At 36.7% G+C, this 13,980-nt stretch carries 9 protein-coding genes; 3 read left to right on the top strand and 6 right to left on the bottom strand.

From position 1 onward, the window contains the following. The first annotated feature begins 46 nt into the window (after positions 1–46). Positions 47–1,651, top strand: coding sequence for a fumarate hydratase (locus AB674_RS12235; protein ID WP_047776949.1), 1,605 nt, complete (start codon positions 47–49; stop codon positions 1,649–1,651). A 205-nt stretch (positions 1,652–1,856) separates the two neighbouring features. On the opposite strand, the gene AB674_RS12230 is transcribed toward AB674_RS12235, so the two are convergent. The 4 genes from AB674_RS12230 to AB674_RS12215 all read right to left on the bottom strand — a co-directional run bounded on the left by AB674_RS12230 (position 1,857) and on the right by AB674_RS12215 (position 10,383). Continuing rightward, positions 1,857–2,366, bottom strand: a complete 510-nt coding sequence (locus tag AB674_RS12230; RefSeq protein WP_047776947.1) for a PAS domain-containing protein — start codon at positions 2,364–2,366, stop codon at positions 1,857–1,859. Positions 2,367–2,462: 96 nt separating this feature from the next. Further along, on the bottom strand, positions 2,463–3,545 hold the full coding sequence (gene dinB, locus AB674_RS12225) for a DNA polymerase IV (protein ID WP_047776946.1): 1,083 nt from the start codon (positions 3,543–3,545) through the stop codon (positions 2,463–2,465). A gap of 86 nt (positions 3,546–3,631) precedes the next feature. Further along, positions 3,632–6,400, bottom strand: coding sequence for a M4 family metallopeptidase (locus AB674_RS12220; protein WP_047776944.1), 2,769 nt, complete (start codon positions 6,398–6,400; stop codon positions 3,632–3,634). 1,217 nt (positions 6,401–7,617) lie between these two features. Next, positions 7,618–10,383 carry a M4 family metallopeptidase gene (locus AB674_RS12215; protein WP_047776941.1) on the bottom strand — a complete coding sequence of 922 codons (2,766 nt, stop codon included), beginning with the start codon at positions 10,381–10,383 and terminating at the stop codon, positions 7,618–7,620. 577 nt (positions 10,384–10,960) lie between these two features. Here AB674_RS12215 and AB674_RS12210 point away from each other — a divergent pair. Both AB674_RS12210 and AB674_RS12205 read left to right on the top strand, forming a co-directional pair. After that, positions 10,961–11,695 (top strand): metallophosphoesterase family protein, encoded by a 735-nt coding sequence (locus AB674_RS12210; RefSeq protein ID WP_047777100.1) that lies wholly within the window; start codon positions 10,961–10,963, stop codon positions 11,693–11,695. Between the two features lie 49 nt (positions 11,696–11,744). Then, the gene (locus AB674_RS12205; protein WP_047776939.1) at positions 11,745–12,272 is read left to right on the top strand and encodes a DUF6646 family protein; all 528 of its coding nucleotides are present in this window, start codon (positions 11,745–11,747) and stop codon (positions 12,270–12,272) included. 155 nt (positions 12,273–12,427) lie between these two features. Here AB674_RS12205 and AB674_RS12200 read toward each other — a convergent pair whose 3' ends face one another. Both AB674_RS12200 and AB674_RS12195 read right to left on the bottom strand, forming a co-directional pair. Next, positions 12,428–13,081, bottom strand: coding sequence for a CoA transferase subunit B (locus AB674_RS12200; RefSeq protein WP_047776937.1), 654 nt, complete (start codon positions 13,079–13,081; stop codon positions 12,428–12,430). Positions 13,082–13,220: 139 nt separating this feature from the next. Beyond that, positions 13,221–13,919 carry a CoA transferase subunit A gene (locus AB674_RS12195; protein ID WP_047776935.1) on the bottom strand — a complete coding sequence of 233 codons (699 nt, stop codon included), beginning with the start codon at positions 13,917–13,919 and terminating at the stop codon, positions 13,221–13,223. Between the last annotated feature and the right edge of the window lie 61 nt (positions 13,920–13,980).

Below are 13,980 nucleotides of genomic sequence, written 5' to 3'. Positions count from 1 at the left end.
ATCTTTCTAAGGTAAATAATTTCTAACTTTGTAAAAAAACAAAGCAATGATTGATTTTATATACCAAGACCCTTATCCTATTTTGAAGGATGAGACGCAATACCGCAAAATCACTTCCGATTTTGTAAAAGTGGAACAATTTGGGGAACGTGAAATCCTGACTGTTGATCCAAAAGGATTAGAATTATTAGCTGAAGAAGCCTTAACAGATGTTTCGTTTATGCTAAGAACGACGCACTTACAAAAACTTCGCAACATCTTAGACGATCCCGAGGCTACAGACAATGATCGTTTTGTGGCTTACAACTTATTACAAAATGCTTCTGTTGCAGCCGAAGGTCAGTTACCTAGTTGCCAAGATACAGGAACAGCGATTGTAATGGCCAAAAAAGGAGAAAATATTTTCACCGGAGTGGATGATGCAGAATGGTTGAGCAGAGGAATTTTCAACACTTACCAAAAACGCAACTTGCGTTATTCGCAGATTGTTCCGATTTCGATGTTTGAAGAAAAGAACTCAGGATCAAATCTTCCGGCACAAATTGATATCTATTCTAAAAAAGGCGCTTCTTACGAGTTTTTGTTTATGGCAAAAGGAGGCGGATCTGCCAACAAAACCTTTTTGTACCAAAAAACAAAATCGCTTTTAAATGATAAAGCAATGGATGAATTCATCCGTGAAAAAATAAAGGATTTAGGAACTTCGGCTTGTCCTCCGTACCATTTAGCTTTGGTAATTGGTGGAACTTCGGCAGAAGCGAACTTAGGTGCCGTTAAAAAGGCATCTGCAGGGTACTACGATCACTTGCCGACTTCCGGAAACATGGCCGGTCAGGCTTTCCGTGATTTAGAATGGGAAGAACGTGTACAGAAAATTTGCCAGGAAAGTGCAATTGGTGCTCAGTTTGGAGGTAAGTATTTCACACACGATGTTCGTGTAATTCGTTTGCCACGTCACGCCGCTTCTTGTCCGGTTGGATTAGGTGTTTCTTGTTCTGCTGACAGAAATATCAAAGGAAAAATTACTAAAGACGGAATCTACGTTGAGCAATTAGAAGTAAATCCAAAGCAATTTTTACCAGAAACAGCTCCACATTTAGAAGCTCCGGTTGAAATTGATCTGGATATGCCAATGGCCGATATTTTAGCAAAGCTAACACAGTATCCAATTAAAACCCGTTTAAAACTGAACGGAACTGTAATTGTTGCCCGTGACATCGCACATGCTAAAATTATGGAGTTATTGGAAGCCGGAAAACCAATGCCGGAATATTTCAAAAATCATCCGGTTTATTATGCCGGTCCTGCAAAAACTCCGGAAGGAATGGCTTCAGGAAGTTTTGGACCAACTACAGCGGGTCGTATGGATGTTTATGTAGATGAATTTCAAAAACATGGCGGAAGCATGATTATGCTGGCAAAAGGAAACCGATCTAAACAAGTTACAACGGCTTGTAATAAATATGGCGGATTCTATTTAGGTTCTATCGGTGGTCCTGCAGCAATTTTAGCACAGGATAATATTCTTAAAGTAGAAGTTGTGGATTTTGAAGAATTAGGAATGGAAGCGGTTCGTAAAATTACGGTTAAAGATTTCCCTGCTTTTATTATTACAGATGATAAGGGGAATGATTTCTTTGAGAATCTATAATACCTAACTCTAACTGCTTAACCGCAAGGAACGCTAGGTTTTTGCGCAAGGTTCGCAAGGGATTTTATTACAAATACATTAAAAGGTACAGCTTAAAACTGTGCCTTTTGTTTTTTAAATTCATTCTTTAAAACTGCAAAATAATTCTAAAGGAACTGCTAAAAAAGCTAGACGTTAATGGACGACACTTTTATGGAAAGAAAAGTTAAGTCCGATTAGGCATTACATCTTCTTTCTCAAAAGCTATAAAATGCGATAGTTTTCCTTTTAGGTTGAAAACGGGAGAGGCCGATATTTTACATTTATAGGTTCTGCCATCTTTTTTATAGTTTTTGATGGTTTTCTCAAACGGGATTTGCAATTCGATTGCTTTTTTTATTTCTTTCAAATCTGTTTTAGAAGTTGCTGCCCCCTGAAACATCTTGGGCGTATTGCCGAGAACCTCACTTTCTGTGTATCCTGTCATTCTTTTTATTCCACTTGATGCGAAGATGATTTTTAGATCCGGATCGGTTATGAGAACTACTTCTTCCTTTATACGCTCCGTTATGTTCAGCTTTTCTTCATTCCACCCAAATTGAACGGAGATCTCCTTTACTTTCTTCAAATCAGCAAAAGCAACCTTAAGCTCATTTAAATACTCGTAGTGAAAATCCCATGCTAAAATAGGGACTGAATTATGATTGGAAATTTCTTCTAACTTGGCTTTTTTCATTGTAAATAATTTAAGAACAAACTATTTCTTTATAAAGATAACGAGAAAATTCATCATAAAACAAACATGCTGGTTATTTAATATTACTTTAAACAATCAAAATGCGAATTTCAATTGAACTACAACTGCTTTCTTCTCTTCTGTATTGAGATTATTCAAAGAAATTCCGAGTAATCTAACGGAATCCTTCATCTTTTCCTGATACAATAACTCTTCGACAGTTTCTAAAATCAGGCTTTTATCGGCAATAAAATAGGGTAGCGTTTTACTTCTGGTCTGTTGGGTAAAATCACTGTATTTGATTTTGAGCGTCACGGTTTTACCCGAAATATTGTATTTCTTTAAGCGTCTTTCTAAGGAAGTAGCAATTCGGTCAAGCTGTTCCAACATAAAAATTTCCGAAGATAAATTCACATCAAAAGTGTGTTCCGCTGCTACCGATTTTGTCACACGATGCGGTTTTACTTCACTATTGTGAATGCCACGGACAACTTTATAATAGAAGGCACCGGATTTTCCGAAATGTTTTTCCAAAAACTCCAATGATTTACTCTTGAGCTCCATTCCGGTAAAAATACCCAATTGGTACATTTTTTCTGTAGTTACTTTTCCAACTCCATAAAACTTACGAATCGGTAATACTTCCAAAAAAGTGAGGATCTCATCGGGATTTACGGTTTTCTGTCCGTTTGGTTTATTATAATCGCTGGCAATTTTAGCCACAAACTTATTGACTGAAATCCCTGCAGAAGCTGTAATACCCACTTCATTAAAAATTCTTAATCTGATTTCCTGAGCCAGTAAACCGGCACTTGGATTTCCTTTTTTATTTTGGGTTACATCAAGATAGGCTTCATCAAGCGAAAGCGGTTCAACCAAATCGGTATATTCATGAAAAATCTCATGAATTTTATTCGAAATCTCTTTGTAACGGTCAAAACGGGGTCGGACAAAAATAATATCGGGACAATATTTTTTGGCCAGAACACCACTTATGGCACTTCGAACACCAAACTTTCGGGCTTCATAACTTGCCGCCGAGACTACTCCTCTATTCTCTGATCCGCCAACAGCAACGGGTTTCCCGCGCAAAGCAGGGTTATCCATTTGCTCTACCGATGCATAAAAAGCATCCATATCAATATGGATAATTTTTCGATATACTGGCGTTTCAGACATGCTACAAATTTAAGCAGTTTTATCGCTTTCAAACACAAAAAAAGCTTCGCAATTGCGAAGCTTTTAATCACCTTAAAAAACAGAAATTATTTCTTGATGAATTTTTTAGTAACTCTTTTTTGACCGCTGTTCAATTCGATAACATAGATGCCGGCATTTAATTTACTTACATCAATCGGATTATCGGATAATTGACCTGAGCCAACTTGTTGTCCTAAAGTATTTATAATTTTAAAAGTAGATCCGCTTTTCCCTAAAGAAGAAACATTTAGTTCCTTATCAGCAGGATTTGGATAGATAGCAAATTCAGAACTTACGGCACTTGCATCTGCAACCAATTCAGTAATAGCAACCGGCCCTGAAGCTGTAATGTTTACCGAATAATCTTCTACTTGTCCATAAGAAAAAGCCTCACAAGAAGTTGGAATTCCGTTGTATTTCATAGAAACTCTCAGTCTTGTTGTTCCTAAAGTTGCTGTTGCAGGAATTGTAATTGTTCCTGTAACCGGAGTTGTTTTAGAAGTCGCTTTTGTCCATACCGTTTCTCCTGCATCAGAGAAATCACCATCCTGATTGTAATCAATAAATACCGCATAACCTTCGGTATAAACCGTAGCAGTCCATGATGGTGTGATTGTGATCGTATAAGCAGTTCCCTGAGCTGCGTTAGAAGAAATCGCAGTAAAGTTTTCGTAACCTGCTGTTCCTGTAGAAGTATTATTAATGGTTCCAAATACTACTTTACCAATTTTTTCGTCTGCAGTACTGTTTCCTTTAGAAGCACAATACGTTACACCGGCAGCCAATGTAGTAACATTTACCGTATTACTGGCCGCAGAAACATTTCCTGCAGCATCTTTAGCTTTTACAGAAAAGGTATAAGCTGTTAGCGCTGTAAGTCCGGTTACGGTATAATTTGTTGTAGTAGCAGTTCCTTTTAGCGTAGTGCCTTGATAAACATCGTATCCTGTTACGGCAACATTATCTGTAGAAGCTGTCCAGGTTAAATTTGTTGTTGTTCCTGTTGTTCCTGAAGCTGCCAAAGAAGCTGGTGCTGAAGGAGGCGTTGTATCTCCTGATCCTACATAAGCTGCTCCAACCCCAACTGCATAAAACGCATTTGTTGTTGCAATAACCTCTGCAGAACCTGCTCCGTATAAATCAATAGCCGATTGAATTCCGGAAGTTCTTGCATTTGCAAAAGTAGAATTGGATGTTAAATAAACACTTTCTAAACGGTACGCAATTTTTGCCGCCTTATCAATTGTTATTCCGGTAACGTTATAAACACTTCCGATATCATTTGTTCCTGATTTACCTACAGAAAGAATATAAAACCAGTGGTTTAATACTCCTGAATTGGTATGAACACCACAATAATCATTACTGTTTGTTGGCGTACAATTTACGTTTTTCCAATAGGTTCCTCCATAAGTGTCCGGTTGTCCTTCTGAATTTGGATCACTCATAGAACGTAAAGCCGCATGTCCTGATCTTCTTTCGATATCTTCTCCAACCAACCAAGTTCCTTTTGTTGGTGCTGCACGATACTCGATACAAGCTCCCCAGATATCAGAAAACCCTTCGTTCATCGCTCCGGATTCTTTTTGGTAAGCCAAATTAGCTGTGTAAGTACAAACGGCATGACCAATTTCGTGACCTGCAACATCCATGGCAGTCAAAATATCAAATCCTCCTGTTCCGGAACCATCACCATAGGTCATAACACTTCCGTTCCAGAATGCATTATTATTGTCCGGATAGCCCGCTGCAATTAAGTTATAATGCACATAACTTTTAATTTTTGCTCCGGCATTATCAAAACTATTTCTTCCGTGAACAGTAGACCAGTAATCATAAGTCATTTCTGCTCCCCAATGCGCATCTAATGCTCCATTGTCTTTGTTTGTATTATTGTATTCGGCAGCTGTCCAATTATTATCCGCATCAGTAAAATTGGTTGTAGGATACGTTGCCGTTCTTGAAGAGTTGTACGTCTGAATTCCACCTCCGCGTGTTCCGTCAAGCAAGATGTAAGAAGATCCGCTTAATGTTGTCTCAATAGTCTGTGTTCCGCTATAACGTGTTGCTGCATTAGCAGAAACAATCGCCATTTTTGAATTTGAACTATTGTCTTTAACAGCAGCTTTTGATTTTCCGTGGCTATTCTCACCAAGGTGTTTTATGGTAGCATTATAAAACAAAGCCTGTCCTGTTACAGCATCGATATACAAATCACCACGACTTAGCGGGTTTGTAGCATAGATGTCGAATTTATAAGCCAGACGAACTTTATCTGTAATTCTTTCTACGCCCTGATTTTCCATATCCGGCAAGAAAACCAATTCTCCTTTTGGTTTTTTATAATCCATTGCAGCAGCATCTTGTGGAGAATCCCATAAATACTTTTTTGCTCCGGTATGCGCAACCGCTCTGTTAAAAGCCTCTTGTGCAGAAAGTGATGGTTTAATTTTCGCATTTACAATTTTGTAAAACTCACCATTCATAGACTCCAGTTTTCCATTTTTAGAGTGTAAAGTATAATTCGCAAATTCTACTTTAATTCCTTGTTCGTACAACTGAAATTTTTCATGTGTGAAACCTTCGCGATCCGATTCGCTTTTAACTTTTGCAAAAGACTGATTGTCTTTTAATGCCAATTGTTCTTTAAACACTTTCTCATAATCAGAACCTTTATAGGTTGATTTCTCGTTGAAAGTAATTAAGCTGGGCTCTCCGTTTTCAGATAAACTTTTCTGACTGATTCTTTTATCTGTCTCCTGAGCTACTGCAGAGAATGAAAATGAAAACGCAACAACGGTTGTTGCCACAATTTTGGGTAAAATACTTTTCATAAGCAAATTTTAATTTTGGTTAGTTAAATTTGGTTAAATATTCATAAATAAAACATGTAAGTAAATACTTTATTTATTTGATAAAAATATATAAATTTTGTTAATTAAACGCCAAATTTTACCTTTTATCGATAAAATGCAACATTTTCCTAAGTAAAAACACCTAAAATTAACAAAGAATCCCAGTATTAACAACACCTTACAGAATAACGACATATTCAATTGAAAACTAACAATTTATAAAAAATAGTATGCTTTTTTAGCTGTTTCAATGTAAGAATGCCAAAAGAAACCTTTTTCGAATGATTTTTTGAAATGAAAAAGCCGGGATTTGACCCCGACTTCTTATTTTGTAAAATAAATCCTAAAACTTTGCACTGAAACTAATCTGACTTAGACTGGTTGATCTTATTATTTTGAGAGGAGGTTTATAATACTTAATTGAAGTTGCTTGTCCTTCAATCCCTAAAAATTAAAAGATTTGTAAAAGTATTATTATGAATAGACTCCTGCTTTAGCTCAATATCATTTAAGTTAAGATATACTTTCACGCAGATTCTGCGGATGCTGCGGATTTTTTTTATCTCAATCTGCTAAAATCTGCGTGAGACTTTTTTTGACAATGCTTAACTTAAATGATATTTTTTCACGCAGATTCTGCAGATTCTGCGGATTTTTTCTATTTCAATCTGCTAAAATCTGCGTGAGACTTTTTTTGACAATGCTTAACTCAATGACATTCTTTCACGCAGATTCTGCAGATGCTGCTGATTTTTTTTATTTCAATCTGCTAAAATCTGCGTGAGACTTTTTTTTGACAATGCTTAACTTAAATGATATTTTTTCACGCAGATTCTGCAGATTCAGCGGATTTTTTTCTTTCGTTCCGCTAAAACCTGCGTGAGATTTTCTTTGACAATGCTTAACTTAATGATGTTCTTACACGCAGATTCAGCAGATTCTGCGGATTTTTTTTATTTCAATCTGCTAAAATCTGCGTGAGACTTTTTTTGACAATGCTTATCTTAATGGTATTGATATAAAGCAAGAGGCAATCTAACATAACGCTTCCAATCTTCATGAATTCCAAAGGTTTTACAAATAATTAAATAGATTCAATCGGTTTTTTTTCATAAGAAATGCCCCCAAAATAGCGTTTAACTTCTTGAGGGCAATTCATTACCAGATGGGTTTAAATCCACTTAAAAAAACAGAACTTATTTCTTGATGAATTTTTTAGTAACTCTTTTTTGACCGCTGTTGAATTCGATAGTATAAATCCCGGCATTTAATTTACTTACATCAATAGGATTATTAGACAATTGACCTGAGCCAATCTGTTGCCCTAAAGCGTTCGTAATTTTAAAAGTAACTCCGCTTTTCGCTATTGAAGAAACATTTAGTTCCTTATCAGTAGGATTCGGATATAAATCAAATTCGGAACCTGGTGCATTTACTTCTCCAACCAATTCATTAATAGCAACAGATCCTGCAGCTGTAATGTTTATGGAATAATCTTCCACTTGTCCGCTAAAAAAAGATTCACAGGCTGTTGGAGTCCCAAAACTTTTCATAGCAACTCTCAATCGTGTTTTTCCCAAAGTAGCCGTTGCCGGAATTGTAATTGATCCTGTAACCGGAGTTGTTTTAGAAGTAGCTTTTGTCCATACCGTTTCTCCTGCATCAGAGAAATCACCATCCTGATTGTAATCAATAAACACAGCATAACCTTCATTACTAGCCCTGTAAGCCCAAAATGGTGTGATTGTAATCGTATTAGCTGATCCCTGAGTTAAGTTGGTAGAAATCGTAGTTAAGTCTTCATAACCGGCTGTTCCTGTAGAAGGATTATCAATTGTTCCAAATACTACTCTACCAATTCTTTCGCTTGCTGCACTGAACGCTTTAGAATCACAGTACACTATTGGAATTGCGGATGTGAAAACATCTACCGCATTACTAGCCACAGAAACATTTCCTGCCGCATCTCTGGCTTTTACAGAAAAGTGATAAGCAGTCTTAGCCGTAAGTCTGGTTACGGTATAGTTTGTTGTAGTGGCAGTTCCTTTTAGCGTACTGCCCTCATAAACATCATATCCTGTAACAGCAACATTATCTGCAGAAGCGGTCCAAGTTAAATTTGTTGTTGTTGCTGTTGTTCCTGAAGCTATCAAAGAAGTTGGTGCTGCAGGAGGCACTATATCTGCCGGTTCTACATAAGCTTCTCCAACCCCAACTGCATAAAATGCATTTGTTGTTGCAATAACCTCTGCAGAATTTGCTCCGTACAAATCAATAGCCGATTGAATTCCGAAAGTTCTTGCATTTGCAAAAGTAGCATTCGCTGTTAAATAAACACTTTCTAAACGGTATGCAATTCTTTCAGCCTTCTCTATTGTTATACCGACAACATCGTAAGCACTTCCAATATCATTTGTCCCCGATTTACCAATAGAAAGAATATAAAACCAGTGATTTAATACTCCAGAATTGGTATGCACACCGCAGTAATCATTACTCCTTTGCGGGCTGAAACAATTTACTGATACCCAATTGGTTCCTCTGTAAGTATCCGGTTGTCTTTCAGATTTTGGATCACTCATAGAACGTAAAGCCAAATGACCGTCTCTTTTTTCTATATCTTCTCCAATCAACCAAGTCGATTTTACTGGAGTTGTATGATACTCAATACAAGCCCCCCAAATATCAGAGAAACCTTCGTTCATCGCACCTGATTCTTTCTGGTAGGCCAAATTAGCCGTATGCTCACAAACTGCATGACCAATTTCATGCCCCGCAACATCCAATGAAGTCAGAATATCGAATCCTCCAGCCCCGGAACCGTCCCCATAAGTCATAACAGTTCCGTTCCAGTATGCATTATTATTGTCCGCATAACCCGCTGCAATTAAGTCATAATGCACATAACTTTTAATTTTTGCTCCTGCATTATCATAACTATTTCTTCCGTGTACGGCGGACCAGTAATCATACGTCTTTTCGGCTCCCCAATGTGCATCTAATGCACCATCATCTTTGTTTGCATTAGCGTACTCAACCGCTGTCCAGTTATTATCTGCATCTGTAAAATCAGTTTCTGGGTACGTTGCCGTTCTTGAAGAGTTGTACGTCTGAATTCCGTTTCCACGTGTTCCGTCAAGTAAAATATAAGAAGCCCCGCTTAAGGTTGTCTCAATAGCTTGTGCCGCGTTATAACGTGTTGCTGCATTACCGGAAACCACTGGCATTTTTGAATTTGAACTATAATCTTTAACAGCAGCTTTCGATTTTCCATTGCTATACTCACCAAGATGTTTTATTGTAGCGTTATAAAACAAAGCCTGTCCTGTTGCGGCGTCGATATACAAATCACCACGACTTAACGGGTTTGTTGCATAGATGTCAAATTTGTACGCCAAACGAACTTTATCTGTAGTTCTTTCTTTTCCTTGGTTTTCCATATCCGGCAAGAAAACCAACTCTCCTTTTGGTTTCTCATAATTCATTGCGGCAGCATCCTTCGGAGAATCCCACAAATACGTCTTTGCTCCGGTATGTGCAACCGCTCTGTTAAAAGCTTCTTGCGCAGAAAGCGTCGGTTTAATTCTTGCATTTACAATCTTATAAAATTCACCATTCATGGATTCCAGTCTTCCCTTTTTTGAGTGTAAAGAATAATTCGCAAATTCTACTTTAATTCCTTGTTCGTACAACTGAAATTTATCATGCGTAAAACCTTCACGATCCGATTCGCTTTTAACTTTTGCGAAGGATTGGTTGTCCCTTAAAGCTAGTTGTTCTTTAAATACTTTTTCAGCGTCAGCACTTTTATAAGTCGACATTTTACTGAAAGTAATTAAACTTGGTACTCCGTTCTCAGATAAACTTTTCTGACTGATTCTTTTATCTTTCTCCTGAGCTACTCCGGATAATGAAAATGCAACAACTGTCATTGTAACAATTTTTGATAAAATACGTTTCATAAGCAATATTTTTTAATTGGTTAAAAATTCACAAATCACTTTGTAAGATTTGCTTTATAAAAGTAACTATTTTCGTACGTAAAATAATTAATATTTATACTTTTAAACAAATCACACCTTTAAATCTCTAAAAAAAGGAAAGAAACTTAGTGTAAATAATACCTTACAAAATAATTCATTACTTAATTGACAACTAACAATTTATAAAAAGTGACATGCGTTTTTCATTTTTAAAAATGTAAGAATATTAAAACAAAGTGTTTTGAATTGATTTTATGATTTAAAAAAAACAGAATTTGACTCCGTCTTTCAATTTTTCAAAATAAATCTTAGAATAAACCTTTAAATTAACTGGATTGGCATTTATTAATGATCTTGCTTTTTGAGAAGATCAATATCAATTTGTCAATCTATTACAACGCAAACCCACTACTGATTTCATTCTTTTTAGTTAACATACAGCAGAACGTTTTCTCTCCACTATTTTTAAAATATGTTTTTTAGAAAATTCTTCTCCCCACTGATGATTATCAATTTATCTTCTTTATTTTTGTTCTTCTACACGAAAGAAAATAAAATGCGAACATTTGTTATTGGTGACATACACGGAGGTTTACTTGCACTTGAACAGGTGTTGAGTAAAGCTAAGGTTACTCAAAATGATACTCTTATATTTTTAGGCGATTATGTCGATGGATGGAGTCATTCAACTCAGGTAATCGATTTTTTAATTGACCTTAAAAAGAAACAAAAATGCATTTGCATCAGAGGCAATCATGATCAGTTGGCTTTAGACTGGCTAGAAAACAGACATGAGGAATTTGATGAGGAAATGTGGTATAAACATGGCGGAAAAGCTACTGTTGAAGGATATGCTGTTCTTTCTGAAGAACGAAAAGAGGAACATATCGCTTTTTTGGCATCACTTCAGGATTTTTATCTGGATACTGAAAACCGCTTATTCATACACGCCGGATATACCAATCTAAGTGGCGTAACCTATGAATTTTTCTCCAAATTATTCTATTGGGACCGAACCCTCTGGGAAACCGCACTTTCTTTAGATCCGAATTTGAAACCCGACGATTTATACTATCCAAAACGATTAACCGTTTACAAAGAAGTATACATCGGTCATACACCGGTGACGCGAATTGGAGAAACCGTTCCCGTACAAAGAGCCTGCGTATGGAACCTTGATACAGGCGCCGCCTTCAAAGGTTCGCTGACGATAATGGATATTGATACCAAGGAATTCTGGCAAAGCGATCCGTTAAACGAACTGTATTCTAACGAAAAGGGTAGGAATTAAATCTGTAAATGGCTATTTTTGCGCTTTAAAATAATTAATATATAAATTTATGAAAAAGGTAATTACACTTTTGTTTCTGGTAACAGTTGGAATCACACAGGCACAAGAAGCATTTAAAGGAAAAGGTGATGTGAAAGTTAATGTTGGTGCTAATTTACAAAATGGTGGTTCTGGTATTCAGGGTTCTGTAGATTTTGGATTGGGAGAGAATTTCTCGTTTGGTTTTGTTGCTAATTATTTATTAGGAGTAGACAACTTTTCAGGGTTTTACCACAATGATGTAACGTTATACAATGATTCAAAAGCAGATTTCGGTGATCGTTTTGATGCTAAAGCAAGAATCAACGCTAACTTATCAAGCGTAATCGGTATTAAAGAATTAGACGTTTATCCTGGACTAAGTTTAGGTTTACATAATTTTGGAGGTCATGTAGGAGGACGTTATTTCTTCACAGACGGATTTGGAGTATTTACAGAAGTTGGATTTCCTATAGCGAAATACGGTAATAATAATGATCCTTTTTACAACTTAAACAATCAGACTACATTTAGCTTAGGAGCTTCTTTTAATCTATAGTTTTGTTAAGGTTCTTGGAACAAAGGTGCTGAGGTACTAAGCTGCTAAGGCTCTAAGATTGTTACAACTAAAAAAACCGTCCAAATGGACGGTTTTTTAGTATAAACTATTTTCTAAGATTTTCTCTGTACCTCTGCACCTTGCGAACTTAGCCTTTAAATCGCCATTTCAGGAATATCTCCCTCAATAATCAAATCAGCTTCGGTTGACGCAATGATATGTTCCACAGAAACGCCTGGCGCTCGTTCTAAGAGCTTAAAACCTTTTGGAGTCACTTCGAGAACTGCAAGCTCCGTAACAACCTTTTTAACGCATCCTACACCCGTTAATGGCAAAGTACATTTTTTTAAGATTTTAGATTCGCCAGCTTTATTCACATGCATCATGGCTACGATGATGTTTTCGGCAGAAGCTACTAAATCCATAGCGCCTCCCATCCCTTTTACCATCTTGCCCGGAATCTTCCAATTGGCGATATCTCCATTTTCAGAAACCTCCATCGCACCCAAAATAGTTAAATCTACTTTCTGACTGCGAATCATTCCAAAACTAAAAGCGGAATCAAAGAAACTCGCTCCCGGAAGTGTTGTAATGGTTTGTTTTCCCGCGTTAATGATATCGGCATCTTCTTCTCCTGCAAAAGGAAAAGGTCCCATACCCAGAACTCCGTTTTCACTTTGAAACTCCACCGCAATATCTTCTCTAACGTAATTGGCAACCAAAGTTGGAATACCGATACCAAGATTGACAAAATACCTGTCTTTTACTTCTTTAGCAATTCGTTTTGCTATATCTTCTTTTGTTAACATATGTCTTAAATGTATCAATTTAGTAATTAGATAATTTGTCCATGATATAATTAGATAATGATTTACTTGTGCCGTCTAAACAACGATTACATTTCTCAATTATCTCATGGACAAATTATCACATTTTCTAATTATCTAATTATCTCTGTCTAACAGTACGTTGCTCTATACGTTTCTCAAATTTCTCTCCTTGAAAAATACGTTGCACCATAATTCCCGGAATATGAATCTGATTAGGGTCTAATGTTCCAACGGGAACCAATTCCTCTACTTCCGCGATAGTAATTTTTCCGGCACCGGCCATGCATGCATTAAAATTTCTGGCAGTTCCTTTGAAGATCAGGTTTCCGGCTTCGTCGCCTTTCCATGCTTTTACAATGGCGAAATCTGCTTTGAAAGCTTCTTCCATAATATGCATTTTACCATTGAATTCGCGAACTTCTTTTCCTTCTGCTACTTCAGTTCCATAACCGGCAGGTGTAAAAAAAGCAGGAATTCCGGCTTGTGCTGCACGGGAACGTTCTGCAAGAGTTCCTTGTGGAATAAGCTCTACATCTAATTCTCCGGAAAGCATCTGACGTTCGAACTCTGCATTTTCACCCACATAAGAAGAGATCATCTTTTTGATTTGCTTTTTTTGTAAAAGCAATCCAAGTCCAAAATCATCAACTCCTGCATTGTTTGAAATACAAGTTAAATCAGAAATTGTGGTCGCAACCAAAGCGGCGATTGTATTTTCAGGGATACCGCAAAGACCGAAACCACCAAACATAATTGTCATGCTGCTTTCGATTCCTTTTATTGCTTCCTGAACATTATTTACTTTTTTTGTAATCATAATAATTAGTCTTTTATTGACAAATAATTTTGATAAAAATACTATATTCTTATCATATTAT

This window comes from Flavobacterium sp. ABG, from assembly GCF_001027725.1.
Taxonomy (GTDB): Bacteria; Bacteroidota; Bacteroidia; order Flavobacteriales; family Flavobacteriaceae; genus Flavobacterium; species Flavobacterium cupriresistens.
This window is presented reverse-complemented; position numbering and strand designations above follow the sequence as displayed.

Bases quoted from the DNA above. Each gene is read 5' to 3' on its own strand.
- AB674_RS12200 (WP_047776937.1), bottom strand. From the start codon at position 13,081: ATGTTAACAAAAGAAGATATAGCAAAACGAATTGCTAAAGAAGTAAAA.
- AB674_RS12230 (WP_047776947.1), bottom strand. From the start codon at position 2,366: ATGAAAAAAGCCAAGTTAGAAGAAATTTCCAATCATAATTCAGTCCCT.
- AB674_RS12205 (WP_047776939.1), top strand. From the start codon at position 11,745: ATGAAAAAGGTAATTACACTTTTGTTTCTGGTAACAGTTGGAATCACA.
- AB674_RS12235 (WP_047776949.1), top strand. From the start codon at position 47: ATGATTGATTTTATATACCAAGACCCTTATCCTATTTTGAAGGATGAG.
- AB674_RS12215 (WP_047776941.1), bottom strand. From the start codon at position 10,383: ATGAAACGTATTTTATCAAAAATTGTTACAATGACAGTTGTTGCATTT.
- AB674_RS12210 (WP_047777100.1), top strand. From the start codon at position 10,961: ATGCGAACATTTGTTATTGGTGACATACACGGAGGTTTACTTGCACTT.
- dinB (WP_047776946.1), bottom strand. From the start codon at position 3,545: ATGTCTGAAACGCCAGTATATCGAAAAATTATCCATATTGATATGGAT.
- AB674_RS12195 (WP_047776935.1), bottom strand. From the start codon at position 13,919: ATGATTACAAAAAAAGTAAATAATGTTCAGGAAGCAATAAAAGGAATC.
- AB674_RS12220 (WP_047776944.1), bottom strand. From the start codon at position 6,400: ATGAAAAGTATTTTACCCAAAATTGTGGCAACAACCGTTGTTGCGTTT.